The sequence below is a fragment of the Arthrobacter sp. D1-17 genome, assembly GCF_054130535.1.
In genome coordinates, this window is the sequence record NZ_CP096382.1 from 621722 (window position 1) to 646808 (window position 25087).

The following is a 25087-nucleotide window of genomic DNA, read 5'->3' on the forward strand; positions in this document are numbered from 1 at the left end:
TTGCGGCCGGTCAAAGAGGTGCAGTTGTGCGTGCGGGCGGCTATGTGTGAGGCAAGCTGTGTATGGGCCGGCTATGTGCGAGGCGGCGGGAAAAGTCTCTGTTTGGGAGGGCACCCGGCTCGTAAAATAAAAGTGGGGCCGACGGCCGAGCCCCGGGATCCGGGGTGCCTTCCCAAAAGCCGCCGGCCCTTATGATTCCCCTGCCGCGGCCTTGTGGATTCTCGGCTGCGGCTTCATTCCGGGCCTCCTGCTCAGCTGCGCCCAAGGTTCCGATCCGGTTACGCTGCCGTCGTAGCCCTTCCCGCCCCGTTGCCTACGTGTGACGATTGCGGGCATGAGCGAAGAGATGATGGCGGCGACACCCACCGGCGGTGGCGCTCCTCGAAATCGAACGGCCGGAATACTCCATCCCGAAGGCTCCGAGGCTACGCGGAAGATGCGCGAACAGGCCCGGCGACGGCGGGAAGCAGAGGCGAAACTGCAGCTGCACCTCATGCAAACCCATAACAAGACCACAGGATCACACGACCCGGCAGTCTAAAGGCCAATGCGCCAGGACTGAAACAGCGGCCGTTCAGGAGCAGCGACGCCCTGAACGGCCGCTGCCGTGTCACTGGAGGTTTGTGCCACCTGAAGGTTGTGTCCTGAGGTTGTCAGTTAGAGGCCGACCAGCTCGCCGGCCCTGCGCAGATGCCAGTCCATGCTGGCGGCCCACTCCGGCGACCGGTCGTTGAACGGCTCCACGCAATCTGTAAACAGGCGGAACGCTGCCCAGGCATTCACGCCGGCACGGGTGAAACGACCGCCGGCCGAAGCGTATCCTTCAGACAAGGAAGCTGTCACCGAGCCGCCGGCGCAACCACCCCCGGATGCCGCGGATGCACTGGAGACCCGGCTCCCTGCTTCCTCCGCCGCAGCAAACGACCCCAAGTCGGCTTCGCGGTCTCCGCTGCGGGCCTGGTCAAAGTCGCGGATCCGCACTTCGGAGGCCTTTACCAGCACCTGCTCCGGAGAGAAATTGCCGTGAAGCAAAACCTCCTGCAATCCCCGCTCCGCGAGTCGCCCTGCCAGGGCGCTCTCAAGCCGGCGCGCCCGCTTCTCCAGCTCCGGGTGCAGCCAGGCGACCATGGACCGCGTTTTAGCGAGGCGCTCGGCAGGGTTGAAAAGCGGAGGTCCGTCCGCGCCGGAACCCGAAGGAGCCGTGCCGGAACCCGAAGAAGCGGGAATGTCATGGACCCGTGCCAGGGCCTGCCCGGCACGCTGCGCTCCGCCAGCCTCCTCCAGGCCCGACAAGTCACCCCCACCCCAGGCGGCGGAGGCCGTGATTCCGTGGCGGGCGAAATCAGCGTCGCCCAGCTGGGGCAGGACGGGCACGCCGTTCACCTGCAACAGTTCGTGGAATTCCCGCCGCCCGGAGTGGTGAGGTTTGGCGACAATTTTGACCACCAGCGGTGGCCCGCCATTCTGCAGCAGCAGGACCAGGCAGCGTCCGGGCTTGTAGCGCAGCACGGCGGTGGAGCCGCTGAGCAAGCTGGCCCCGGCCGGGCGGTGCAGGCCGAGCCGCGCCAGGCCATGCTCGCGAAGCCAGATGAGATTCTTGTGCAGCCCCCAGTCATCCTCCACCCCGCCGGTCGCCACAAGCATTTCATCTGAGTCGAGGTCGGGATGCAGGATCCGGACATCCCCGCCGCGCAGCCGGGCGGCCTCCTCGCGCCTGAGGAGTTTGCCGGCCGATGCTCTGGTCATGGCCCAGCCGTAGTCGAAGCTGCCGTTGCGTGTGCGCCGAAAAGCCACCAGCAGCGAAGTGCGCGGTTTATACCGGACCCGCGTGACGTGGACCTGTTCGCCGAGCAGGTTCGACAGGCGGTGGCTGTCCAGCAGGTAGGGCAGGCCCGGCATCGCCGCGTCACGGCTGGCAAGGGACAGATCGGCGTGCTTGGGCCGGGACTCCGCTGTCATGGGCTTCGGGCCTTCCGTGGGACTGATGGTTGCCAGCGCTCAACGGAAGACCGTCAAGTGAGAACCATTAAGGAGCCAGGGGAAGGGGGAAAGCAAGAGGACGACGGCGGGAAGTTCCGCCGTCGTCCTCTGGTTACGTGCCGCTAGTGTTGGCCCAGCGTCCCGCCGGTGGGCGGAAGGGTGCCGGGGCCGCGGTCGGCGGCTTCCTCGCGGTCAGCCTCGCTCAGCGTGTCGCTGACCGCCGTTTCGTCTGAATCGCCCTCGTCGTCGATCAGGCCGTTGGTCTGGTCGAAGGGATGCGCGATGGCATCATCCGACAGAGCTGATCCGCCGGCAGCTGCGCCGGTGGTGCCGGCCGCGCCGCTGGTTCCAATAGTGCTGGTTGCTCCGGGAATATCGGCTGTTCCAGCCGTGCCGGCGGTTCCGGAGGTTTCCGTGTAGGCGGTGTCTGTGGAAGTGGGGGCGACGACGGCAGGAGTTGCGGCGTCTCCCGCAACCGTCGCAGTGGTGTCCGTGTCGGAGCTGCTGCGGCCCGCGGCCACGGCGGCGCCGGCGGCAGCCGCTGCGGCCACACCGACTCCGGCTGCAAGCTTGCCGGACACCCCGGCCTTGCCGCTGTCGCCGCGTGATGCCGCCGCCTGCTCGACGCCGGGGGTGCCCACTGACGCACCCTCGTTGACGGATCCACGCCAGGCGCCGCTGGCATATCCTTCGTCCTCGATGAATTCCTTGAACTTCTGAAGGTCGGATTCGGCCTGGTGCTCCACCACGTTGAGCTTGTCGCCCACCTTCTCCACGATGCCCTCGGGCTCGTAGTCGATGAAGAGCTTGACGGACGTCTGCCCGCCGCCCACATCCTCGAATTCGACTGATCCTGCGTTGGTGGCGCCCTCTGTGGCGGCCCAAGCCACCTTGCGGTCGGGGATCTGTTCCAGAATCCTGGCTTCCCACTTCCGCTTGACGCCCCCGATTTCAGCGACCCATTCGAGGCGGTCGTCGCTGAGCTGGGTCACACTCTTCACTCCGCCCATGAAGTGCGGAAAGTCTTCGAACTGCGTCCACTGGTTGTAGGCCGTGCTTACCGGTACGTTGACCAGAATTCGTTTTTCTACCCTCGTGCTCACAGTGTCTCCTTCGTCGACGTTTGAACAAGCTGTGACGAACCGCAAGCAATTCGTCAGCATGCTTACCATATCGGGTTGCGTCGCTGGATGGCCAGAGCCGATGCCGGAATTGGGGCGGCAGCGGACGGAAGGAGGGGCTGAATGGGTGGGAGCCCCTGCGCGAGTCTGAGGCTCAAGCGCGGGGGCTCCCTGGCGCTCCGCTCTGGGGGAAACCGGAGGCTTGGATCACTGTACGGCCGGGTGTCAGCCAGTTGCGCCGCGGCGCGACTTCTTGATTAAACCTTGAGCCTGGCGGCGCTGAGGCGCGCTTTTTCCGCTGCGGCGATGACCCGTTGCAGCCCCGCAAGGACCTCGTGCTCGGGGACGCCGGCGTCAACAATAGTGAAGTAGGCGAATTCTGGAAGGGAGCGGTAGGCGTCCCGCAGCGAGGTGAGATCGGCCAGGGATTCCTTGTCGGTCCCTCGGGCCACGATTCTGTCATGGGCCTGCTGCGGCTCGACGTCGAGATAGACCACGAGGTCCGGAGCCGGCAGCTTCCGCAGAAGCCAGGGGAGCAGACGGCCGCGCGGCAGGCCCCGGGACTCCCGCAATGCCAGCTGGCAGAGCAGATGGCGGTCCATCACCGTCAGGCCGCGGAAGCGCCGGGCGCGGACATGGGAGATCAGGACGTTGGCACCCCGGATGATGGTTTCGACGCCGTCGGCCAGCCGCGGCGGAAGGTGCACGCCGAATCGGTCGGCGAGCAGGGACATCCTGCGCCGGCCGGCGTAATTGCTCAGAAACAGGGCCTTCCGGCCCTCGGCGAGAGTCGACGATACCAGCGCCTCGGCCGCGGTGGTCTTGCCGGAGCCATCGATGCCTGCCAGCACAATCAGCACGTTGCCTCCTTCCCTTTTCCTGTTCCCAGCACCGGCGTTTTCCACCACTGGCCATACTCGGATCGCCCAGATGAGCTGCTGGCATTCGAGCCTACGCGGTCCCGCTGGACAAAAGCTGAAAGTGTCAAAAGAAGAGGACGACGGCGGCGCTGAGCTCCCGCCGTCGTCCTCGGTCCTGCTTGAGGCTCCCGAGCCCCTAGCCGCGGCGGGTGTAGCTGCCTTCGGCTTCGTCCAAGGGCGCTGTGTGCAGCGTCACGTAACGGCCCCGGACCTTTTCGCCGTTGCCGGCAAGCCCGCCGGGCAGTGAAACATAGGTCCCTTCGGTGCGGAGTGCATCCTGCCGGGTCTCGGGCGCCGTGACGTAGCTTCCGCCGCGCGGTGCCCTGGTGGTGAGCGTGGCCGTGCTGTTGCTGCGCGTTGCGGCGGCCTCATGGGTGACGGGGCGTTCGATCTGCAGGGTCATGGTGTTCTCCTGTTGTTGGTCGGCCTATGGGTGGGGCCGGGTGGATGGGGCTGTACCGGTTGGTGCCTGACTGCTGCCCGTCTGCTGGTGATCCTCGCTGGGGTTCCGGCCGTGCGGGTCTCGGGAACTGGTCCAGGAACGCGGGAACCTGAATGCACGGCAGCGGACGAATGAACGGCAGTGACTGCGGGGGACAACGTGACTGCGGAACTGGCGCGGAGACGGTGGGGCCGCTTTGGGCAAGCGGGGTCACGTCCTGGAGGTAGTCGCGGCAGGTGCGGGTCGCCGGGCAATTTGACGTCCCGATGGCCGCCGCCTTGCCCGCAGCCGGGTTCTTCACCCGTGCGGCACTCAAAGGGCTTCGGTGGCCTGCCTTCAACTCTACGGATTATTTTGAGTGGATCAAAATAAGGTGTGCGACCTCACTACGATTGCCTGCACTACATTCGTCTGCGGCTAGGCTGGCACCAAGAAAACCGACGGCGGGCGCCCTTCGGGTGACAAGCCTGCCCCGAGCCGACGGAGCTGTTGGAGACCATGACCCGGAAGATTACGGTGAGCCTGCCCGATGCGGCGCTGCGTGAATACCTGAAGCCGCACGACGACGTCACCCTGCTTGAGTGGGACTTGGCGAGCGAGCCGCCACAGCCGGATATCGACATCGTGGTGCAGCCCTACATGAGCGGGCCCACGGTGCTGCGGAAGCTGGAAGCGGTAGAGACGGTCCTGGTACAGAGCCAATCGATCGGGTACGACGGCGTTGTGGAGTCACTGCCCGCCGGCAGGGTCTTCGCGAATGCAGCGGGTGTGCACGAGACATCCACCGCCGAGCTCGCTTTGGCCATGATGCTGGCGAGCCAGCGGGAGTTCCCGCGCCTTCTGCGCAACCAGCAGGAAGGCTTTTGGGAAACGAAGCCTACTGCCAGCCTCGCCGACCGCCGGGTCCTGATAGTGGGCTACGGAGGCGTAGGCAAAGCGATCGAGCAGCGGCTCATTCCGTTCGAAACAAGCGTCACGAGGGTGGCCAGCCGCGCGCGGACGGATGTCAACGGCGCGGTCCACGGCATTGACGAACTGCCCGCGCTGCTGCCTGAGCACGACATCGTGGTGGTGGGCGTCCCGCTCAGCGACGCCACTCGGCACCTCATCGACGACGCTTTCCTCTCGGCAATGCCCGACGGGGCGCTGCTGGTGAACGTGGCCCGTGGACCGGTTGCAAACACCGAAGCCCTGGTCCGGCACACGGCGTCGGGCCGGATCCGCGCCGCCCTGGACGTCACCGACCCGGAGCCGCTGCCGCGGGACCACCCGCTGTGGTCGACACCCGGCGTGATCATTACCCCGCACATAGGCGGCGCGAGCTCAGCGATGCGCCCCAGAATGGGACGGCTGCTGCAGCGGCAAATCGACCTCATGCTGGCAGGGGAGCCACCGGTGAATGTCGTGCTGGGCGGCTAACTCCTTGCGGGTTAGCCGTATGCCGCGAGGGGCTTAGAACAAAACGCGGCCGCGGATGACAGTGCGGGAGGCGCCGCCTACCCAGATGATGTCCCCTTCGCGGGAGATACTGAGCCGCCCGCCGCGGCCCAGCACGGTTCCTTGCCGGACCGTGTAGCTTCGGTCCACCTGGCCTTCGGCGAACAGCCACTGGGCCAGCCCGGCGTTGACGCTGCCCGTCACCGGGTCCTCGGGGATATCGACGCCGGGAGCGAAGGCGCGGACCTCGAAGTCTGCAGGTCCGTCCCCGCCGAAGGGGCCGATGACGCCGACCAGAAGATCGCCCATGGCGGTGAAGTCAGGCTGGAGGGCCAGCACCTCCTGGGCGGAGGCCAGCCGGATGCCAAGCCAGCCGGGGCCGTTGTCCACCCAGTTGCTGCCCAAAACGCGTTCCGGGCCGATGCGCAGGCCCGAGAGCGCCTGGTCAAGCACTGACTGTTCCACCGGCCCCGACCTGCGCAGGGGCGGTGCTGCGAAGGCGAGGTCTGGGCCATGCCGCGTGATGCTGACCATGCCGCCGCCGCACTCCTGGATGAGCTGCCCCTCGTTGCGGGGCTTACCCCCGTTTTCAAGCCAGGAATGGGCCGAACCAAGCGTGGGATGCCCGGCGAACGGCAGTTCGGCGCGGGGCGTGAAAATCCGCAGCCTGTAGTCAGCAGCAGGATCGGTGGGCTGCAGCAAGAACGTGGTCTCGGAGAGATTGGTCCAGTTGGCGAAGGTTTGCATCTGCTCGGCGGAGAGGCCGTCCGCATCGTGCACGACCGCGACCGGGTTGCCGGGCCTGGGGCCAGGGGCGAAGACGTCCACTTGGCTGAAGGGAAGTTCATTGACGACGGCGGCCATGGCTGCCTTTCTCTCGAATTGGGGAAGTTAGTCCTGCCGCATGTCTGCAGGATTGCGAGGTGCGGCCAGGCCGTCCACTATTTCGACGCCGGGCAGCTTGAGGAGCTCGGCCGGCGCCAGGACAATCTTGCTGGAGCGGTTTCCGCCGCCCATGACCACTCTGTCGGCTTTCATCACCGCACTGTCCACGTAGATCGGGAGGCCGTCGATGCCTGGCGCGGTGACGCCGCCTACCAGCATGCCGGTCAGCAAGGTAGTGGTCTCGGCGTCGGCGAAGGATGCCCGTTTGACGTCCAGGAGGCTGCGGACCGTGCGGTTCACGTCGAGGCGCGTAGTGCCGAGCACCACGCAGACTGCATACGTGGGCGGCTCAATCTTCTTGGATGCCACGAGGATGGTGTTGGCCGCTTCCTCGAGCGTGAAGCCATAGTGCTCACAGAACGCTGCGGTGTCTGCGAGGTCAGGAGAGCACTCGAGCACTTCGTGGCGGACGTCGTGGAGCTTCAGGGCGTCGGCCACCTCGGCCATCAGGATCGAGTCGGTCACAGGCCGTTCCTTTCGTCGGTTCCAACGTACAACGGAACCTCGAGTGCTGCCCGTCAAAGCAGCCCCGCCTAATGAGGCGTGCTCCCCGGGGCCGGTTCACGTGGTCCGTCCACCCAGCCAGTGGAGGGCCTCCTCGGCAATGTGCGCAGGTACTGCATGCGGACCGTTGAACTCACGGTAAGTGACGTCAAGCCCCCCTTCCCTTAAGGCGGGCACAAGCCTTCGGCTCGTCTGGCCAATTGGGAGGACAGCATCAGCATCGCCGTGCGCAACGAAGATGCCGGGTTTTCCAACGCGCGGCCCGGGTGGCACGAATCCGGGCGAGAAAGCGACGATGTTGGAAAACAAGTCTCCGTTGGCCAGGCCAAGGCCCAAGGCGTAGGAGGCGCCATCGGAAAAGCCACTGACGGCTATGCGGAGGGGATCCACGGTAACCAGGTGGAATATGCGTTCCAAGGAGCTGTTGATGACATCAACGTCCGGTCCATATCCTCCCCGAACGCCGTCCCAGGTCGAGCCGCGGGATGAAGGAGCCGCCAGTACAAAACCGTAGGTGTCGGCGAGAGGCAGCAGCAAGGATAAGCCGCCGGCCGCGTCGCCGCCGGCCCCGTGAAGCAGAAGGATGAGCGGGGTTTGCTGTCCAGGCTTGAGGCCCTCGGGAACGTAGAGCAATGCATCCCGTGTCCGCTCCACACCCAACGCGATCAGTTTGCCCGTGTCCGGAAACTGCTCGGACAGTGCTTTTCCTGGCCGGGCGCTCAGAGCTGATCGTTCCCATAACCATCCCCGTGAACCTTCCATTTTTCCTCCAGGCAGGCGGACGCAGGATAACCGGGCAAGCGTTCTGGGCCTGCACCCTGAAGCGTGCCCGTCCGCGTTCTGGCATTGTAGACCGGCCCGTCCTGGCCCGTCCTGGCCCGTCCTGGCCCGTTCCGACACGGCACCCTACTGGGACAACCAGGGTGGTTGCGGCCGTTCCGGGCGCGTGGTTCGCTGGATGCATGACAGCTCAAGAGCACTCCGGCAATAGTGACCTTCCCGCTGACAAGCACCTGCGGGACGACGTGGCGCCCGCTTCCGGGGAGGAGGACGCCAGTTCCCCCGGCACGCATTTCACGCCAGGCCAGACGAACGCCGGCCAGCAGGTTGCCGGACTCGCCTCGGCCACCGGCTACGGAGAGAACGAGGACCCGGAGGCGCAGCCGGACGGGAACAACCCGCTCTGACCTGCCTTCTGCTCTGACACAGCTTCTACGCGGCCCGCAGCAGCTGCGCCAATTCCTTCGGATGCGTGGCCGGCCACCAGTGCCCGCCATCAACGCGGATCACGTTCAGGTCAGGCAGCCAACTGTCGAGCCCGTCAGCCAGGTGCGGTGACAGAAAGGGATCCTTCAGCGGGACCACCACGTTCACAGGCACGTTGACCGGTGCCGGGGAAGGCCGGCGAACCCGGGGGAAGAGGTTCTGGCGGTACAGGGCCAGCCCGCGGGCGGGATCGTCATTAACCCGGCGTCCGGCTGACCTTTCGTAGAAGCGTGTAAGGAAGAGGCGCCATATCGCCTCCGGCAGCACCGGTATTTGAAAGCCGGCCACGTAGCTGCTGCGGAGGAGTTGCCCCGCCAACTGCGGCCAGCCTTGGGGGGTGCGGGCACGGGAAACAATCCAACGGATGAAGTGCCCGAGGTCCGGGCCGGAGATGCTGGTGTACTGCGCAATAAGGCCTGCGGCACGGGGATGCTGTATGGCGGCCCAGCCCTGAATTGATCCCCAATCGTGCCCCACGAGGTGAACGTCCGCTACGTCCCTGGATTCGAGGACCGCAAACAGATCGTTGACCAGGGCCTCCAGAGTGTAATTCCCGGGGGTTTTGGTCACTGCGGACAGCCCGGCATTTCGGGTGTCGTAGGCAACCACATGATGGGTGGCGGCAAGCTCCGTGATGAGCGGCAGATAGAACCGATGGTCATCAGGGTAGCCGTGCACGAGAAGCAGCGAGGGCACCCCCGGTGCTGGGCTTGGACCGTATTCGAAAACGGCGAGCTCAGCTCCCTCCGTACGGACGGCCCGACGGCGTTCATTCCAGACAGGCACATGCCCCCGCTTACGGTATGCGAGTCGGGTGCCTGAAGGGTGCCAGCTCAAAGGGCGTGGGCATTACGGTACCAGGGCGCGTTTTTGCCGCGAGTTGATGCGTGAGCGCTGGCCGCAGTTTGAGCAGGTTATCTGGTATGACCTTGAGGTCGTGAAGACGGGGATAAAAAACAGCGTGAACCTCGTGGCGCGTTCTTCAAGGTAGTGCTGGGTGAAGGCCCCGCAGTACTGGCAGGTCGCCGGCCGCGAAGGTAGGGCCTTGAGCTTAGTACTGAGTCCGAAAAGGAAAAACATGAAGTGCCTTTCAGCTGCGCCTGATGGTGCACAATAATTCTCTAGTCCTTGGAGCGCTTGCCCTTCACTGAGGTAGGGCGCCCCGAAGTTTCACTTCACTGTGCGTGTTGCCGGCGTCCGTTCCTCAAAATCGGCCGCCGGCAACAGGTCAGTGGTTAGCCGGCTGCGGATGTGCTTCGGGGTGTAGTGTCCCGGGACAGGAGTACTGCCAGAGCGATCATGCCGAGTCCCAGAATGAGGTGCAGCCAGTTGTCCGCGCCGTTGAGCGGGACAAAGTTCGCGGGGGTGTCGTGGCCGACGAGCAGTCCGTACAGCCAAAGCACCAGGTAGATAATGCCGCCGTACAGCAGGAAGTTCTTGGCCTGAGAGTGCGTGCGGGCCATCGCGAGGCCCGCCGCACCGAACAGCAGGTGGACGATGTTGTGCAGCACGGATACCTGGAAGATGCCCAGCAGGAGGGCTTCCGATCCGTGTCCTGCGAAGGCCAGGGAGTCGTAGTTGCTCGTGATCCCAGGGATGAATCCGAGGATGCCGACCAGCAGGAATACGGCGCCTACGGCCTGACTTGCTTTCTGAAGTTTCGATTTAGCTCCGGTGTGGCTGGCAGTCACCATGGTTGTGGGCTCCTTTGTTATGACGGGATGGTTTGCGTGCAGCTTAGGTGTTTCGGACGTGGTCTGTGGCGTCGGTGGCGCTGGTTTTGACGTCGGTGGCGGCGGTCTGGCCTTCGTCCTTGACGTTCTGGACGGCGTCGGTGGCGGTGGCCTTGACGTTTTCCATGGCTTCCTGTGCGGGTTCCTTCATGCCTTGGGCCATGTCCTTGGCCGCTTCGGTGAGCTGGCTGGTCATGGGCTCGGCGGCGCTCTTGAGGGCTTCGGCTGCTTCGCGTTCCTTCTGGCTTGGCGGGATCAGCGAGGAGACGAGCAGTCCGGCGCCGAAGGCGATCAGGCCCGCGGCCAGGGGGTTGCCCTGGGTCTTTACCGCGGCCTGGTGCGGTGCGTCCGCCACGGCGGAGCCGACGGTGGAGCCGGCGTCCTGCAGGCTGGAGGTGACGTTGGTGCGGGCGTCGTGCAGGGCTGAGCCTGCGTTGCCGGCGGCGGAGTGCATGCCGCCGGAGGCGCTGTGGGTGGCGTGGTCGGCTGCTCCCATGACTTTCTCCTTCACTCCAAACATGGCGTTTTTCACCTTGTCCGTTTGGCGGTGGACGATGTTTGAGGGGGTGACTTTGTCCGCGACGGCGTCCACGTTGGTGCCCAGCCGGGCGCGGGTGGCTTCGATGTCGGCGCGGATGGCGTCCGGGTTCTCGCTGCTCATTTAGTGGCCTCCGTTGGGTTTGAGGGTGGGTGGGATTTCCTGGACGGTTTCTGCGGTCTGGGGCATGCCCTTGATCCGCTTGAATTCCTTGCGGCCGGTGGTGGCGAGGACCGCGGCGATGATGCCCCAGATCAGGGCGACGACGACGGCGGACCAGCCCAGGCCCATCAGCTCGCCCAGGGCGTACCAGAGGGCGAGGGAGAGGAACAGGAGCACGAAGTGCCCGGCCACGCCGGCGCCGGCGAACATGCCCGAGCCTTTGCCGGCGCGGGTGGCTGACTGCTTCGCTTCAACCTTGGCGAGCTCCAGTTCCTGGCGCATCAGGGTGGACAGGTCCCGGGTGACGTCACCGAGCAGGTCACCCAGCGAGGTCGAGTCCGCTTTGGCGTGCGCGGCCGTCGGGGGAGTGTCGGGTATCTGGCTGCTCACAGGGGACGTCCTCCACCCTCGGTATAACTTCCGGTATAGGGGTCGTTGGGGTCGCGCAGTGGCACACCTGCCGAACCGGGGCTCTCAAAGCCCGGGCGCGCTGGCTCGCCATACACAGTCTCTGCATAGGTGGTGGGAGTTGGCTGTGGTGCGTCATATAGAGGTGCAGCCGGGGCTGCAGTGAGGCTGCTCTCCGTGACCGGCGGCTGGGCGGGATACGGGGGAACGTTGCCTGAGCCAGGTCCGGTTTCCGGGGTTCCGGCTTGGAGGCTGCGGCCGAGGCGTCCGGCGAGCAGGCCTGCGCCGGCGGCAAGGAGCAGGAAGGTGCCGGGGCGCTGGCGGGCGAAGGACCTAACCTCGTTCAGCAGCGAGCCCGGATCCCGGTTTTCCAGCCAGGACGCGACGGATTCGGAACGCTCGGCGGCCTGGCGGATGAGGTCCGAGGCCACGCCCTGCTGCTCGGGGGCATCGGCCATGGAGCGCAGTTGCGAGGAGATGGTGCGGACGCCCTCGGCGGCCTTCTGCTGCTGGGCCCCTGCCTGCTCGGTCAGCCCGGACCTGGCCTGGTTGAGCAGGTCCCTGGTGTTGGTCTTGACTTCGGCGGCGACATTCGCGGCCTCGGCCTTGGCGGTGCCCGCCACGTCCTGGGCTGCGCCCCTGGCCTGGCCTGCGACGTTCGAGGCTTCTTCCCTGGCGGCTTCCTTCTTGGAGGATGCCCCGCCCTGCTCGGCGAACGTCCCGGTTGTTCCTGTGGTGCCGGTTGTTCCTGCGGTGCCATAGGGGTCTGCGGGGTACGGGTCGGCGGCCTGCGGCCATTGGTTTTCGCTCATCATTGCTCTCTTTCCTGTGACGGGTAGCTGCTCTTGATGAACCAGCACGGGACAATAGTAAGCATGTTTAGTAAGGGATAGTAAGCAGGCTTGCTAAATTGTTGCGCTGTGTCTTCCCTGATCACTTGCCTGCGTTTTCCCTGATGAACCGGCTGGCAGAAGGGTCCCAACCATGAGCTGGGCAAGCTCGAGGCCATGGCGAAAAGTCCGGAAAAGGTTCTACCCATCCTTAGGGAGACCGGCAACGAATCACTTGCGAGAGACACGTTCCCCTGCCGCATGCGGCAGGGTGCGTTGCTGCTGTAGCCACACGGCGGCACTTGAAAGCGCGCAGCGAAAGGCCCGAACATTGGCAATCACCCACATGGCAGATACCCAGTACGACCAGTTCCTCCGGGAGGCCACCACGTGCGAACCCGAATCCGAGTGCACGCTGAAGCCCGATGCCCTTTACGGCCTCTACACCAGTTGGTGCCATCTCACCTTGCAGGAACCGCGGCCGGAGAGAGCCTTCTGGGCAGCAATGCGGGAACGGATTGATCCCGGAGCCAACGGACTGCGCATGACAGGCCCGGCTGCCGCAGATTACATCCTCAGCAGCTATCCCGCGCTGGTCTGAGCCAGCCAGCCCGAGCCCAGCGTGGCAGGCCTAAGCCGCAACTCACCATGCTGCTACCGCGTACGACGGCGGTGTGCCCCAGCCTACAGGCAGCTCTTGCGGGGGCCTCTGAAAGTCCTCCAACAGCACTAAGGCCCGGACGTACACTGACCTTCACATCACTCTTCGTAGGCACGGAGACCGCATGCTCTGGAAGCTGCTTGTGCAGTACTTGCGGCCGCATCGGCGGCTGCTGGCCGCCGTCGTGGTTTTCCAGCTGGCGCAGTCCATTGCCTCCCTTTATCTCCCCACCCTGAACGCGGACATCATCGACGAGGGCGTGGCCAAGGGAAACATCGGGTACATCCTGAGCCTGGGCGGCGTGATGCTGGGGATCACGCTGCTGCAGATCGTGTGCGCGGTCATCGCGGTGTACTTCGCGGCGAAGGCGGCCATGAGCGTGGGCCGGGACCTGCGCGGCGCCATTTTCCAGCGGGTGGGCGACTTCTCCGAGCAGGAGGTTACCAAGTTCGGAGCCCCCAGCCTGATCACCCGGTCCACCAACGACGTCCAGCAGGTCCAGCAGCTGGTGCTGATGTCCGCCACCATGCTGGTCACCGCGCCCATGCTCAGCATCGGCGGGGTGGTCATGGCCGTGCGGCAGGACGCCCAGCTGTCCTGGCTGATCGCCGTCGCGGTCCCGGTGCTGCTGATCGCCGTCGGCCTCATCACCGTCCGGATGGTGCCGCTGTTCAAGAAGATGCAGAAGCGGATCGACACCGTGAACCGGGTCCTCCGCGAGCAGCTCACCGGCATCCGCGTGGTCCGCGCCTTCGTCCGCGAAGACATCGAAACCGAGCGCTTTGCCCGCGCCAACGAGGATGTCACGGACACGGCCCTGCGCGCCGGCCGGCTCATGGCGCTGGCGTTCCCGGCGGTAATGCTGGTGCTGAACGTCTCCAGCGTGGCCGTGATCTGGTTCGGCTCGTTCCGGATCCAGGACGGCTCCATGCAGGTGGGCACGCTCATCGCGTTCCTGAGCTACCTGCTGCAGATCCTGATGTCGGTCATGATGGCCACGTTCATGGCCGTGATGATCCCGCGTGCAGCGGTATCCGGCGACAGGATCGGGGAGGTGCTGCGCACGGAGTTGAGCGTCCGGCCGCCCGCACACCCGGTCAGCCCAGCCGCGCGGGACGGGCACCGCCGCGGCGAGCTGGAAATGCGCGACGTCGGATTCGCCTACCCGGGTGCCGACCAGCCCGTCCTCACCGGGATCAGCTTCACCGCCAGGGCAGGGCAGACGACGGCGATCATCGGCAGCACCGGCGCTGGCAAGACCACCCTGGTGAACCTCATGCCCCGGCTGTTCGACGCCACCTCCGGGTCTGTCCGGATGAACGGTGTGGACGTCCGCGAGCTGCACCCGGACCTGCTGTGGGGGCACATCGGCCTGGTCCCGCAGCGGCCCTACCTGTTCAGCGGCACCGTGCGCAGCAACCTGCAGTACGGTAAGCCGGACGCCACCGAGGACGAGCTCTGGACCGCTCTGGAGATCGCCCAGGCCCGCGACTTCGTGGAGCGGATGGAGGAGGGACTGGACGCGCCCATCAGCCAGGGCGGCACCAACGTCTCCGGCGGGCAGCGGCAGCGGCTGGCCATCGCCCGGGCCCTGGTGAAACGGCCCGGGCTGTACATCTTCGATGACTCGTTCTCCTCGCTGGATACCGGCACGGACGCCCGCCTCCGGCAGGCCCTCAAGCGCAGCACCGCCGGCGCCACGCTGGTGATCATCGCCCAGCGCGTGTCCAGCATCGTGGATGCGGACCAGATTTTAGTGCTCGACGGCGGCAGGGTTGTCGGGCGCGGAACGCACCGGGAGCTGCTGGAGACCTCGGAGACGTACCGCGAGATCGTCTCCTCCCAGCTGGCAGCGGAGGAGACGGTATGAGCGCACCGGACCGCCCGCCGTCGTCCGCTTCTTCCGGAACCGGTACTTCCACAACCGCCGCGGCAACCGCACCTGCCGGCGGCAAAACGGCAAGCGCCGACGTCGCCCGCATTCCCCGTCCGGCAGGCGGGCCGGGACGCGGCGGACCGTTCGCGGGGATGAACGTCCCGGCGGAGAAGGCGATGAACTTCTGGCCGTCGGCCAAGCGGCTGCTGGGGACGCTGCGGCCGGAACGGGCGTGGCTGCTGCTGGTGTTCGCGACGGCGGTGGCCGGGGTGGCGCTCTCGGTGATCGGGCCGCGGCTGCTGGGGGAGGGCACCAACCTGATCTTCGCCGGGGTGGTGTCCCGCGAGCTGCAGGCCGGGGTGAGCAAGGAGCAGGTGATTGCGCAGCTGCGGGCGTCCGGGGAGGGGCAGCGCGCGGACATGCTCAGCGCGATGGATCTGGTGCCGGGGCAGGGGATCGACTTCGCGGCGCTGGGCACTGTGCTGACGTGGGCGCTGGTGCTGTATGTGCTGTCGTCGGCGTTTATGTGGGTGCAGGCGTATGTGCTGAACGGGGTGGTGCAGCGGACGGTGTTCGGACTGCGGGAGCGGATCGAGGCGAAGATCCACCGGCTGCCGCTGCGGTATTTCGACTCGGTCCAGCGCGGCGAGCTGCTCAGCCGGGTCACGAACGACGTGGACAACATTTCCCAGAGCCTGCAGCAGACCATCAGCCAGGCGGTGACGTCGGTGCTGACCGTGGTGGGCGTGCTGGTGATGATGGTGATTCTCTCGCCCACGCTGGCGCTGATCGCGCTGGTGACCATTCCGCTGACGCTGGGGCTGACGGCGCTGATCGCCAAGCGCTCCCAGAAGCTGTTTGTGGCCCAGTGGAAGCACGCAGGGGAGCTGAACGGGCAGATCGAGGAGACGTACACCGGGCATGCGCTGGTGAAGGTGTTCGGCCGGCAGCAGGAGGTGGGGGAGCGGTTCCGGCAGAAGAACGCGGAGCTGTATGAGGCGAGTTTCGGCGCGCAGTTCATCTCCGGGCTGATCATGCCGGCCATGACGTTCATCGGGAACCTGGTGTACGTGGGGATCGCCGTCGTGGGCGGGCTGCAGGTGGCCTCCGGGGCGATGCAGCTGGGCGACGTGCAGGCGTTCATCCAGTACTCCCGGCAGTTCACCATGCCGCTGGCGCAGCTGGGGTCCATGGCCAACGTGCTGCAATCCGGTGTGGCGTCCGCCGAACGGGTGTTCTCGTTGCTGGATGAGGACGAGGAGTCTGTTGAGCCTGCCCCGTCTGCCGGGCCTGCATTTGGGAAGGGGCGGCTGGTGTTCGAGGACGTCTCGTTCTCCTATTCGCCGGACAAGCCGCTGATCTCCTCGTTGTCCCTGGTGGCGGAGCCGGGGCAAACGGTGGCGATTGTCGGGCCCACCGGGGCGGGGAAAACCACGCTGGTGAACCTGATGATGCGGTTCTACGAGCTGGACGCCGGGCGGATAACGCTCGACGGCGTGGACGTCACCTTTGTGCCCCGGCGTGAGCTGCGCTCGCGGATGGGGATGGTGCTGCAGGATACGTGGCTGTTTGCCGGGACGATCCGGGACAACATTGCGTATGGCCGGCCCGGAGCTACTGAGGCCGAAATTCTTGAGGCTGCCCAGGCGACGTATGTGGACCGGTTCGTGCGGTCACTGCCTGACGGGTACGACACGCTTCTGGAGGACGAGGGCTCGAATGTGTCCGCGGGGGAAAAGCAGTTGCTGACGATTGCGCGGGCGTTCCTGGCCCGGCCGTCGGTGCTGATTTTGGACGAGGCGACTTCTTCAGTTGACACCCGGACTGAGGTGCTGGTGCAGAAGGCGATGAGTGCTTTGCGGTCGGACCGGACTTCTTTTGTGATCGCGCACCGCCTGTCCACGATCCGCGACGCCGACCTCATCCTGGTGATGGAGGCCGGCCAGATCGTGGAGCAGGGCACGCACGCTTCGCTGTTGGCCGCGGGCGGGGCTTACGCGCGGTTGTATGAGGCGCAGTTCGCGGCTCCCGTGGCGGAGGTTTAGGCACAGCACAAGCTAAGCGGCTCTTCGTGATTCGGGGGAGATGAGTCCACGGACGAGCACCGGGCCTCCAAGGCCCAGAACCACCCGCCGTCGTAGTACACGGACACACAGCGCAACGTTGCAGCCGCCGCACGTAACCTGTTTAGATGCCTCGTTTCGCGCTTGATATTGAGTCCGTCCCCCGCCCCGTCCGTTCGCAGGAGCTGCTGGATGCGGTGAACCACCGGGTCGTCATCGCCGACGGCGCGATGGGCACCATGCTGCAGGGCCGGGACCTCTCGCTGGACGAAGACTTCCTGGGGCTGGAAGGCTGCAACGAGATCCTCAACGACACGCGGCCCGATGTTCTCGCGGACATTCACGACGCCTACTTCGCCACGGGCATCGATGCGGTCGAAACCAACACCTTCGGCGCCAACTGGTCCAACCTCTCGGACTACGGCATCGACGACCGCATCGAAGAGCTCGCCCGCAAGGGCGCCGAAATCGCCCGCGAACGTGCAGAAGCGGCAGAAAAAACAGACGGGCGCATGCGCTGGGTCCTCGGCTCCATGGGGCCCGGCACTAAGCTCCCCAGCCTCGGGCACACCACCTACGACTACCTCAAGCAGACCTTCGCGCTGCAGGCTGAGGGCCTCATCGACGGGGGAGCGGACGCCTTCCTCATCGAGACCAGCCAGGACCTCCTGCAGACCAAAGCCGCGGTCAACGGCTGCAAGCAGGCCATCGTGTCCCGCGGTATCCGCCTCCCCATCTTCGTCGAGGTGACCGTCGAAACCACCGGAACCATGCTGATGGGCTCCGAGATCGGCGCCGCGCTCACCGCGCTCGAGCCGCTCGGCGTCGACGCCATCGGCCTGAACTGTGCCACCGGGCCGGACGAGATGAGCGAGCACCTGCGCCACCTCTCCAAGCAGTCCTCCGTCGCCATCGCCTGCATGCCCAACGCCGGCCTGCCGGTGCTTGGCGCCAACGGTGCGCACTATCCGCTCTCGCCCGCCGAACTCGCCACCGCGCACGAGCAGTTCGTGCGGGAATTCGGGCTGGGCCTCGTGGGCGGATGCTGCGGTACGACGCCGGAACACATGGCCGCCGTCGTCGAACGTCTTGCCCCCTTCCGCACCTCCGCCGCCGTCACCAGCGGCGGGAGGGGATCTGACGGTGCCCGCCTCCCCACCGAGCGGGAAGCCGGCATCGCCTCCCTCTACCACCACGTGCCGTTCGACCAGGATTCCGCCTACCTCGCCATCGGTGAGCGCACCAACGCCAACGGTTCCAAGGCGTTCCGCCAGGCCATGCTGGAAGAGCGCTGGGACGATTGCGTGGACATTGCCCGCGAGCAGGTCCGCGTCGGCGCGCACCTGCTCGACGTCTGCATCGACTACGTGGGGCGCGACGGCGTGGCCGACATCAAGGAGGTCGTCTCACGTTTCGCGTCGGCCTCCACCCTCCCGCTCGTCATCGACTCCACAGAACCGCCCGTGCTGCAGGCCGGGCTCGAACTCATCGGCGGGCGCCCGGTGGTCAACTCCGTCAACTACGAGGACGGCGACGGCCCGGACAGCCGCTTCGCGCGCATCATGCCGCTTGTGAAGGAACACGGCACCGCCGTGATCGCCCTGACCATCGACGAGCAGGGCCAGGCCCGCACCACCGACGGCAAGGTGGCCATCGCCTCCCGCCTCGTTGACGCCCTGGTGGGCGAATGGGGGATGCGCGTCGAGGACATCATCGTCGACTGCCTGACCTTCCCCATCGCCACCGGCCAGGAAGAGACGCGCCGGGACGGCATCGAAACCATCGAGGCCATCCGCCAGATCACCGCGAAGTACCCCGGCATCAACACCACACTCGGCGTCTCCAACGTGTCCTTCGGTCTGAACCCCGCGGCGCGCGTTGTCCTGAACTCGGTCTTCCTGCACGAGGCCGCACAGGCCGGCCTGACCAGCGGCATCATTGACGCCGCCAAGATCGTGCCGCTCGCCTCGCTGCCGGAAGAGCAACGCAAGGTGGCACTGGATCTCGTCTGGGACCGCCGCGAATACGACGCCGACGGCAACACCACCTACGACCCCCTGAACATCATGCTGGACATGTTCGCGGGCGTCGACACCGCAGCGCTCAAGGACCAGCGCGCCGCTGAACTCGCGGCGCTGCCCACCGGCCAGCGCCTGGAGCGGCGCATCATCGACGGCGAAGGCAAGGGCCTCGAAGAGGACCTCGACCTGGCCCGCAGCGAGGGACTGACCCCGCTCGGCATCATCAACGACCACCTGCTCGAAGGCATGAAGGTGGTGGGCGAGCGCTTCGGCGCCGGCGAGATGCAGCTGCCTTTCGTGCTGCAGTCCGCCGAGGTGATGAAGAACGCGGTGGCCCTGCTCGAGCCGCACATGGAGAAGTCGGACGCGTCGGGCAAGGGCACCATGGTGATCGCCACCGTGCGCGGCGACGTGCATGACATCGGCAAGAACCTGGTGGACATCATCCTCACCAACAATGGCTACAGGGTCATCAACCTCGGCATCAAGCAGCCGATAGCCGACATCATCGCCGCCGCCGAGGAACACGACGCCGACGTGATCGGCATGTCCGGGCTGCTCGTGAAATCCACCGTGGTGATGAAGGAGAACCTCGCGGAACTGCAGTCCCGGGGGCTTGCGAAGAAGTGGCCGATCATCCTCGGCGGGGCCGCCCTGACTCGTGCCTACGTGGAGCAGGACCTGGCTGAGATCTTCGACGGCGAAGTGCGCTACGCGAAGGATGCTTTCGAGGGCCTCTCCCTCATGGAGCCGCTGGTCCAGGTAGCCCGCGGCGCGGACCCCGCAGAGGTGGGCCTGCCCGCGCTGAAGAAGCGGATTCACAAGGGCGGCCCGAAGTTTACGGTGACGGAGCCGGAGGCCATGCCCGGCCGGTCCGACGTCGCCGCCGACAACCCCGTGCCTGCGCCGCCGTTCTGGGGCACCCGAATTGTGCGCGGCGTCGCGCTCCACGACTACGCGGCCTTGCTCGACGAGCGCGCCACCTTCATGGGGCAGTGGGGGCTCAAGCCCGGCCGCGGCGATGACGGCGCCTCCTACGAGGAACTGGTGGAACGCGAGGGCCGGCCGCGCCTGCGCTACTGGCTGGACCGCATCCTCGCCGAGGGAATGCTTGACGCGTCCGTCGCGTACGGCTATTTCCCGGTGGTCTCCGAAGGGGAACAGGTGGTGGTGCTGCACCACGGGGAGGACCACGACGGCGTCCTCGGCACCGCGGGTCTCCTCGCCCCGGATGGCGGTTCAGGTGGCCCGATCGGGACCGAGCGGCTGCGCTTCGATTTCCCGCGCCAGCGCCGGGACCGGCACCTGTGCCTGGCCGACTTCGTGCGGTCGCGCGAGTCGGGGCAGATCGACGTGCTGCCGGTGCAGCTGGTCACGGCCGGCTCGAAGATCGATGAGGTGACCGCGGAGCTGTTCAAGGGGAACCACTACCGCGACTACTACGAGCTCAACGGCCTGGTCATGCAGCTCACCGAGGCGCTTGCCGAGTTTTGGCATGCGCGCATCCGCTCCGAGCTCGGCTTTGCGGCCGAGGAGCCTAAGGACAAGGCAGGGTATTTTAAGCTCGACTACCGAGGTGCCCGCTTCTCGCTCGGGTATCCGGCGTGCCCGGACATGGAGGACCGCCGCAAGGTGACGGAGCTGCTGAAACCCGAGCGGATGGGCGTGATCCTCAGCGACGAGCTGATGCTGCACCCCGAACAGTCCACCGACCCGTTCGTGTTCCACCACCCGGAGGCGAAGTACTTCAAGGTGTGAGTTGAAGCCGGTCCCTGTCTTGAACGGATGCAGCCTGAATGGATGAAGCCTTCGCGGCTTGAGTGCCCACGCTGGCCACCGGCTTTACCCGCCGGAACGCGGCGAGAACGGCCCGCCCCACCACAACGATTCCGATGATTGTGGTGGCGGCACGCAGGGTGTCCCAGCCCGCCGTCGACGTCACGAGTGAGTACAGCAGGAAGCTGGAGAGGTTGGTCTCCAGCGGCGCGCCGGGCATGTAGGAGATGCCGGTGCCGGCGCCGACTGCGAAGGGCCAGAACCACAGGTTGGTCAGCAGTCCGAACAGGTAGGACGCCACGGCGCCGTAGCCGCACAACATCCACACTTCTGCCCGCCCGCGCACCCGGCGGGGGAGCAGCCCGGCCCCCGCGCCCACCCACGCGCAGGCGAAGATCTGGAACGGTGTCCAGGGCCCGATACCGCCCCACAAGACGCTCGAGACGGCGATGGTGGCGGCGCCGAGGAGCAGGCCGAAACGGGCGCCGAACGCCCGGCCGGCCAGGATCAGCAGGATAAAGACCGCCTCCACGCCCCCGACGCCCGTGCTCGCCACCCGCACCGCGGAGCCGACGGCGGCCAGGACGCCGAGCAACGCCACCATATGCGCGGAGCGGACAGAGCCGTCGAGGGAGACCACAACGGTGACTGCGGCGATGGGCGCGATGGCCAGCGCCGCGTAGGGCAGGGCGGCGGCGGCATCCTGCGGGAGGGCCGCAGCGAGCAGCGGCCAGCAGAAGGCGCCGAGGGCCAGAAGGTTTGCCGCTGCAAGAACTGCGAGCTCGACGCTGCGCGGCAGCCGGAGACGGTGCTGCCTTGCCGCTCCCTGTGAGGCTGTTGGTTCGTCGAGGACCCGTGGTCTTGGTCCGGCACCTGCCTGCCGGGGAGGCGGGAGGTACACTTCCGGGGCTGCTTCTGTCTCGGAAGCGGGCGCGACGCCATCGCGCATCGGGAGGATCCGGGCCCCGAGGCTGTGCGCAAAATCGCGGTCGTGGGTGGCGATCAGGATCGCCGCGCCGGCCTCCGCTGCGGCCCGCAATGCCGCCGCGACTGCTGTGCCCGCCGCAGGATCGAGTCCGCGGGTGGGCTCATCGATCATGAGGACCTGTGGATCATCCATGGTCTGCAGCGCGATGGCAAGGATCCGGCGCTCCCCTGCAGAGAGGTCCCGGGGATGCTCGTGCCCGATGGGAATTCGAACGTCACCCCGCAAACGGGCAAGGCGCGCAGCTGCGGAACCAGGCTCAGGCTGTCCGCCGTTCTTTCGGCGCGCGTGCCGCCGCTCCGCCGCTCGGAGCTCTCCTGCGACTGTATCCCTCGTGAAGAGGTCGTCCGAGGCATCCGGCACCAGGGCGACGCGGGCGCTGTCGAATGTCCCGCCGTCGACCGTTCCTTCACCGAGGGCGAGCGCCACCAGGAGGGACGACTTCCCGGCCCCGTTCGGCCCGACCAGGGCGACCACTTCACCGCGGTGCAGGGTCAGGGATGCGTCGCGCACGAGCAACTTGCCCTTGGGGTGCACCGCAAGGTTCGTCGCCGTCAGCACGGGCGCGTGCTCTGCCGGCCGTGCCGGCGGCGGATGTGCGACAGAGTGCGTAGGCGCGGACGGCGCAGCACCCGGCACCAGGGCGCCGTCGTCGATGGTCCACCATGAGTCCGCACAGGGTACGAGCGCTTCCGCACGGTGCTCCGCCACGATGACGCAGACACCGGCATCGCAGGAGAGGGCGTTGAGCACGGAGATAACGTGACCGCGGGCGTTGGTATCAAGGTCGGCCAGGGGCTCATCAACCAAGAGCAGAACCGGGTGCTCCACCACTGCGGCGGCGATGGCTACGAGCGTTGCTTCACCTGCCGAAAGAGTGCTGACATCCCGGTCCAGCAGCGCCGATATTCCGATACTCTCCGCGACCTCCAGCACCCGGGCCTTGACGATAGCGGGTGCCATGCCGCGCAGCTCAAGTGCGAGGGCGATTTCGTCCCGGACGCGGGTGGTGGCGAATGCGGCCCGGGGGTTCTGCAGTACGACGCCGATAAGGCGGGCGGTATCGCGCGGTGGGGTGCCGGCGCGGTCCGTTCCGGCGACGTGGACGGTGCCGGAGATTTCTCCACCGTCAACATGTGAGAGGAGGCCGGCAATGCCCCGCAGGATGGTGGACTTGCCGGAGCCGGTCGGCCCGGTAATGACCGAGATGGATCCGCTCGCGGGCGCGAATTCCGGAACGCGCACCTGCGCGTCACCAATGCGGAACTGTGCGTCCCGGACAAGGACCGGTGCTTCGGTACTGTGGCCAGTTGGGTGCGGGCTGGGTGGTTGTGCTGCCCGGCTCCCGAAGCCGCGCAGCTCCAGGGCCGCGGCAACGCGGCCCGCGTGCTCGAGGGTGCGCTCGAGCACCGGAACCAGGGCGCGGGGTCCGAACCGTTCGCCCCGCAACCGGAACGCCAGGCGCACGGAGGCCACGGCGTCGGAAAGCGCAGGGAGCGCCGCCCACGCCACCACAAGCGTCCGGGCCAGGCCCTGCATAGGACCGCCGCGGGCCAAATGCACGAAGCCGCGGGCCACGTCCACGCAGGCATTGAGCAGGCCGAAAGCAAGGATCGTCCCGGCGATCGGCAGGGCTGACAGGACCGCCTCCCAGAGCCCCGGCGCCGAGACCGGACCAAGGAGGACCACGTGGGCGTACGGGGCAGGCAGCGGCACCGGCTGTATGTCGAGCAGAACGGGCTCACCAATGCCCGCTCCGTTGAAGAGGAAGCGGTAGATGACCCGCGCCGCGATGAAGACGACGGCGAGAGCCGCCGCTGCACGTAACGGCGCGGGCCGAAAGGTCATGCCGCGGGGGTGGCCGGTGCGCCGTCGACGGTGAAGAGCAGTTCCAGGCTCTCTCCGGGGCTCACCTTCAGGGTGGCGAGGCCTTCCTGGGCGTATGCCCACTTACCGGAGGCCGGCTTAACCCAGAGTGACCAGTAGGCAAAAGCGGCGGGCGTCTTCTTGCAATCTTCCCGGTAAGTGCCGCCCTTGTGGACGATGTCGAAGTCTGCGGCCGGCACACCGTTCACGCGGCACACCAGTTCCTTGGGATATTGGTCAGTTCCCTCTGTTTTCACCTTTGCCTCATCAAGCACCTTGGATGCGGGAGTTGGCCCGTCCACGGGCACGCAAACCGACGTCTCAGCGGCCTCCTGCTTCAGGGCGCCCGAGTCGACGATGACCTTCACCCCGTCGCAGGGCCCTGCGGCGGCGCTGGATGACGCCGTTGCCGTGGATGCGGGCGCAGACGTGGTTGGCTGGGTAGTGCCGGGCGTGGAGCAGGCGGCAAGGGAAAACAGGAGACCGGCGGCGGCGAGGGAGCTCGCGGCGGCGGTGCGAATCTTAGTCAATGTCACCAGTCAAGGGTAGGACGTTGCCTGTCCGGATTGAGATGCCGTGGCCTTGTGTGACGTTAGCTCCGTCATCGCAGCAGCCAAACAGCGATGGTCAGGATGTTGACCGCGTGTCGAAGGCCGCCGCCGATTCCCGGAGAAGGCGCGCAACGGTGTCCACGGGCGTGCTGGCTGCCCGCCGCCGGTCGAACCGCCGCAGGACGATGCGCCGCGTGCCCAGTCCAGGGACGTCCAGTACGTCCACCCCGTCATGGCTGACGCCGCTCAACGCCAAGGTGGGTACGACTGCGGCGCCCTCACCCGCCGCGACGAGTGCCAGCGCGGTCAGCGTCTCCTGGTACTGATGCACCGTCTCCATCCGGGCACCCGCTGACTGACGGAGCCGGACGAGAACGGAAGCGTTGGCGGCTGAGGACTCAACGCCGAGCCACGGAAGCGGCAGGTGGCCGAGGTCGATGTTCTCGGTGCTGAGCAGGGCGCCCGCCGGAACTACCAGCTTCCATGGCTCGTCCAGCAGGGGTTCCTCGGTCGTGCCGGCTGAGAGGGAACGTTGCTCGGCGGTCGTTGAATCAAGCTCGACGACGATGGCATCGAGTTGGCGCTGACGGAGCAGCCGCATGAGGGCAGGAAAGTCGTCCTCAACGATTCGGATCTGCAACTGCGGGTACTGGCTGCGCCACTCTGGCAGGCGCGGGATCACCACTGTCCGGATGAAGCTGGTGAATCCGCCAACCCGCACCACCCCTGCGACCGTGGCCCCGCCCTCCATACGGGCGCGGGCGACGCTGAGTGCGCGTTCGATCTCCTCGCCGGCTTCTGCAACGGCCAGGCCGGCGGGTGTCAAAACCGAGCCTTTGGGGGTGCGCACCACCAGAGCATGCCCCGTTTCGTCCTCCAGCTTGTTGAGCTGCTGGGACACGGCCGACGGCGTGATCCCCAACTCGTCAGCCGCGGCGAGCACTCCGCCTGTGCGGGCAACAGCAAGGAGAACGCGCAGCCGACGCGGATCAATATCCATGT

Annotated in this window: 23 protein-coding genes; 7 read left to right on the forward strand and 16 right to left on the reverse strand. The window is 66.5% G+C overall.

Annotation, left to right across the window (positions count from 1 at the left end):
* Positions 1 to 334: 334 nt before the first annotated feature.
* The gene (locus M1E01_RS02845) at positions 335 to 541 is read left to right on the forward strand and encodes a hypothetical protein (RefSeq protein ID WP_457973596.1); all 207 of its coding nucleotides are present in this window, start codon (positions 335 to 337) and stop codon (positions 539 to 541) included.
* A gap of 116 nt (positions 542 to 657) precedes the next feature.
* On the opposite strand, the gene M1E01_RS02850 is transcribed toward M1E01_RS02845, so the two are convergent.
* From M1E01_RS02850 to M1E01_RS02865, 4 genes are all read right to left on the reverse strand, one after another.
* The gene (locus M1E01_RS02850) at positions 658 to 1959 is read right to left on the reverse strand and encodes a phosphotransferase family protein (protein ID WP_457973597.1); all 1302 of its coding nucleotides are present in this window, start codon (positions 1957 to 1959) and stop codon (positions 658 to 660) included.
* 143 nt (positions 1960 to 2102) lie between these two features.
* Positions 2103 to 3083 (reverse strand): SRPBCC family protein, encoded by a 981-nt coding sequence (locus tag M1E01_RS02855; protein WP_457973598.1) that lies wholly within the window; start codon positions 3081 to 3083, stop codon positions 2103 to 2105.
* A gap of 275 nt (positions 3084 to 3358) precedes the next feature.
* Positions 3359 to 3961, reverse strand: a complete 603-nt coding sequence (locus tag M1E01_RS02860; RefSeq protein WP_457973599.1) for a thymidylate kinase — start codon at positions 3959 to 3961, stop codon at positions 3359 to 3361.
* A 196-nt stretch (positions 3962 to 4157) separates the two neighbouring features.
* Positions 4158 to 4424 (reverse strand): hypothetical protein, encoded by a 267-nt coding sequence (locus M1E01_RS02865; protein WP_457973600.1) that lies wholly within the window; start codon positions 4422 to 4424, stop codon positions 4158 to 4160.
* 537 nt (positions 4425 to 4961) lie between these two features.
* Here M1E01_RS02865 and M1E01_RS02870 point away from each other — a divergent pair.
* Positions 4962 to 5882: a 2-hydroxyacid dehydrogenase gene (locus M1E01_RS02870; protein WP_457973601.1), complete on the forward strand. Its 921-nt coding sequence runs from the start codon at positions 4962 to 4964 to the stop codon at positions 5880 to 5882.
* Between the two features lie 33 nt (positions 5883 to 5915).
* Here M1E01_RS02870 and M1E01_RS02875 read toward each other — a convergent pair whose 3' ends face one another.
* The 3 genes from M1E01_RS02875 to M1E01_RS02885 form a co-directional block, all read right to left on the reverse strand.
* On the reverse strand, positions 5916 to 6764 hold the full coding sequence (locus M1E01_RS02875) for a PhzF family phenazine biosynthesis protein (protein WP_457973602.1): 849 nt from the start codon (positions 6762 to 6764) through the stop codon (positions 5916 to 5918).
* A gap of 27 nt (positions 6765 to 6791) precedes the next feature.
* Positions 6792 to 7310 carry a YbaK/EbsC family protein gene (locus M1E01_RS02880; protein ID WP_457973603.1) on the reverse strand — a complete coding sequence of 173 codons (519 nt, stop codon included), beginning with the start codon at positions 7308 to 7310 and terminating at the stop codon, positions 6792 to 6794.
* Between the two features lie 96 nt (positions 7311 to 7406).
* On the reverse strand, positions 7407 to 8111 hold the full coding sequence (locus tag M1E01_RS02885; protein WP_457973604.1) for an alpha/beta hydrolase: 705 nt from the start codon (positions 8109 to 8111) through the stop codon (positions 7407 to 7409).
* Positions 8112 to 8311: 200 nt separating this feature from the next.
* Between M1E01_RS02885 and M1E01_RS02890 the strand changes: the two genes are divergently transcribed.
* On the forward strand, positions 8312 to 8536 hold the full coding sequence (locus tag M1E01_RS02890; RefSeq protein WP_457973605.1) for a hypothetical protein: 225 nt from the start codon (positions 8312 to 8314) through the stop codon (positions 8534 to 8536).
* Positions 8537 to 8561: 25 nt separating this feature from the next.
* Here the strand turns inward: M1E01_RS02890 and M1E01_RS02895 are convergent, their stop codons facing one another.
* The 6 genes from M1E01_RS02895 to M1E01_RS02920 form a co-directional block, all read right to left on the reverse strand.
* Positions 8562 to 9311, reverse strand: coding sequence for an alpha/beta fold hydrolase (locus M1E01_RS02895; protein WP_457973606.1), 750 nt, complete (start codon positions 9309 to 9311; stop codon positions 8562 to 8564).
* Between the two features lie 153 nt (positions 9312 to 9464).
* A complete protein-coding gene (locus tag M1E01_RS02900; protein ID WP_457973607.1) occupies positions 9465 to 9695 on the reverse strand; it encodes a zinc-ribbon domain-containing protein in 231 nt (76 codons plus the stop codon).
* Between the two features lie 155 nt (positions 9696 to 9850).
* The gene (locus M1E01_RS02905; RefSeq protein WP_457973608.1) at positions 9851 to 10309 is read right to left on the reverse strand and encodes a DUF4383 domain-containing protein; all 459 of its coding nucleotides are present in this window, start codon (positions 10307 to 10309) and stop codon (positions 9851 to 9853) included.
* A 43-nt stretch (positions 10310 to 10352) separates the two neighbouring features.
* Positions 10353 to 11009 (reverse strand): DUF3618 domain-containing protein, encoded by a 657-nt coding sequence (locus tag M1E01_RS02910; protein WP_457973609.1) that lies wholly within the window; start codon positions 11007 to 11009, stop codon positions 10353 to 10355.
* Positions 11010 to 11438: a phage holin family protein gene (locus M1E01_RS02915; protein ID WP_457973610.1), complete on the reverse strand. Its 429-nt coding sequence runs from the start codon at positions 11436 to 11438 to the stop codon at positions 11010 to 11012.
* Positions 11435 to 12271 carry a hypothetical protein gene (locus tag M1E01_RS02920; protein ID WP_457973611.1) on the reverse strand — a complete coding sequence of 279 codons (837 nt, stop codon included), beginning with the start codon at positions 12269 to 12271 and terminating at the stop codon, positions 11435 to 11437. The genes M1E01_RS02915 and M1E01_RS02920 overlap by 4 nt, the downstream gene beginning before the upstream one ends.
* Positions 12272 to 12632: 361 nt before the next feature.
* Between M1E01_RS02920 and M1E01_RS02925 the strand changes: the two genes are divergently transcribed.
* The 4 genes from M1E01_RS02925 to metH all read left to right on the forward strand — a co-directional run bounded on the left by M1E01_RS02925 (position 12633) and on the right by metH (position 20665).
* Complete coding sequence (locus M1E01_RS02925; protein ID WP_457973612.1) at positions 12633 to 12887, forward strand: hypothetical protein; 255 nt, start codon at positions 12633 to 12635, stop codon at positions 12885 to 12887.
* A gap of 184 nt (positions 12888 to 13071) precedes the next feature.
* A complete protein-coding gene (locus M1E01_RS02930) occupies positions 13072 to 14817 on the forward strand; it encodes an ABC transporter ATP-binding protein (RefSeq protein ID WP_457973613.1) in 1746 nt (581 codons plus the stop codon).
* Positions 14814 to 16868 (forward strand): ABC transporter ATP-binding protein, encoded by a 2055-nt coding sequence (locus tag M1E01_RS02935; protein WP_457973614.1) that lies wholly within the window; start codon positions 14814 to 14816, stop codon positions 16866 to 16868. The genes M1E01_RS02930 and M1E01_RS02935 overlap by 4 nt, the downstream gene beginning before the upstream one ends.
* Before the next feature lie 146 nt (positions 16869 to 17014).
* Positions 17015 to 20665, forward strand: coding sequence for a methionine synthase (metH, locus tag M1E01_RS02940; RefSeq protein ID WP_457973615.1), 3651 nt, complete (start codon positions 17015 to 17017; stop codon positions 20663 to 20665).
* Here metH and M1E01_RS02945 read toward each other — a convergent pair.
* The 3 genes from M1E01_RS02945 to M1E01_RS02955 form a co-directional block, all read right to left on the reverse strand.
* The gene (locus tag M1E01_RS02945) at positions 20655 to 23516 is read right to left on the reverse strand and encodes an ATP-binding cassette domain-containing protein (RefSeq protein WP_457973616.1); all 2862 of its coding nucleotides are present in this window, start codon (positions 23514 to 23516) and stop codon (positions 20655 to 20657) included. The genes metH and M1E01_RS02945 overlap by 11 nt on opposite strands.
* Positions 23513 to 24070 (reverse strand): hypothetical protein, encoded by a 558-nt coding sequence (locus tag M1E01_RS02950; protein ID WP_457973617.1) that lies wholly within the window; start codon positions 24068 to 24070, stop codon positions 23513 to 23515. Before M1E01_RS02950 ends, M1E01_RS02945 begins: the two co-directional genes overlap by 4 nt.
* Positions 24071 to 24161: 91 nt before the next feature.
* On the reverse strand, positions 24162 to 25085 hold the full coding sequence (locus tag M1E01_RS02955) for a LysR family transcriptional regulator (RefSeq protein ID WP_457973618.1): 924 nt from the start codon (positions 25083 to 25085) through the stop codon (positions 24162 to 24164).
* Positions 25086 to 25087: the final 2 nt, after the last annotated feature.

Coding starts and splice junctions, on each gene's coding strand:
- M1E01_RS02845 (WP_457973596.1), top strand. CDS start 335: ATGAGCGAAGAGATGATGGCGGCGACACCCACCGGCGGTGGCGCTCCT.
- M1E01_RS02850 (WP_457973597.1), bottom strand. CDS start 1,959: ATGACAGCGGAGTCCCGGCCCAAGCACGCCGATCTGTCCCTTGCCAGC.
- M1E01_RS02865 (WP_457973600.1), bottom strand. CDS start 4,424: ATGACCCTGCAGATCGAACGCCCCGTCACCCATGAGGCCGCCGCAACG.
- M1E01_RS02870 (WP_457973601.1), top strand. CDS start 4,962: ATGACCCGGAAGATTACGGTGAGCCTGCCCGATGCGGCGCTGCGTGAA.
- M1E01_RS02875 (WP_457973602.1), bottom strand. CDS start 6,764: ATGGCCGCCGTCGTCAATGAACTTCCCTTCAGCCAAGTGGACGTCTTC.
- M1E01_RS02885 (WP_457973604.1), bottom strand. CDS start 8,111: ATGGAAGGTTCACGGGGATGGTTATGGGAACGATCAGCTCTGAGCGCC.
- M1E01_RS02890 (WP_457973605.1), top strand. CDS start 8,312: ATGACAGCTCAAGAGCACTCCGGCAATAGTGACCTTCCCGCTGACAAG.
- M1E01_RS02900 (WP_457973607.1), bottom strand. CDS start 9,695: ATGTTTTTCCTTTTCGGACTCAGTACTAAGCTCAAGGCCCTACCTTCG.
- M1E01_RS02905 (WP_457973608.1), bottom strand. CDS start 10,309: ATGGTGACTGCCAGCCACACCGGAGCTAAATCGAAACTTCAGAAAGCA.
- M1E01_RS02910 (WP_457973609.1), bottom strand. CDS start 11,009: ATGAGCAGCGAGAACCCGGACGCCATCCGCGCCGACATCGAAGCCACC.
- M1E01_RS02920 (WP_457973611.1), bottom strand. CDS start 12,271: ATGATGAGCGAAAACCAATGGCCGCAGGCCGCCGACCCGTACCCCGCA.
- M1E01_RS02925 (WP_457973612.1), top strand. CDS start 12,633: ATGGCAGATACCCAGTACGACCAGTTCCTCCGGGAGGCCACCACGTGC.
- M1E01_RS02930 (WP_457973613.1), top strand. CDS start 13,072: ATGCTCTGGAAGCTGCTTGTGCAGTACTTGCGGCCGCATCGGCGGCTG.
- M1E01_RS02935 (WP_457973614.1), top strand. CDS start 14,814: ATGAGCGCACCGGACCGCCCGCCGTCGTCCGCTTCTTCCGGAACCGGT.
- metH (WP_457973615.1), top strand. CDS start 17,015: ATGCCTCGTTTCGCGCTTGATATTGAGTCCGTCCCCCGCCCCGTCCGT.
- M1E01_RS02945 (WP_457973616.1), bottom strand. CDS start 23,516: ATGACCTTTCGGCCCGCGCCGTTACGTGCAGCGGCGGCTCTCGCCGTC.
- M1E01_RS02955 (WP_457973618.1), bottom strand. CDS start 25,085: ATGGATATTGATCCGCGTCGGCTGCGCGTTCTCCTTGCTGTTGCCCGC.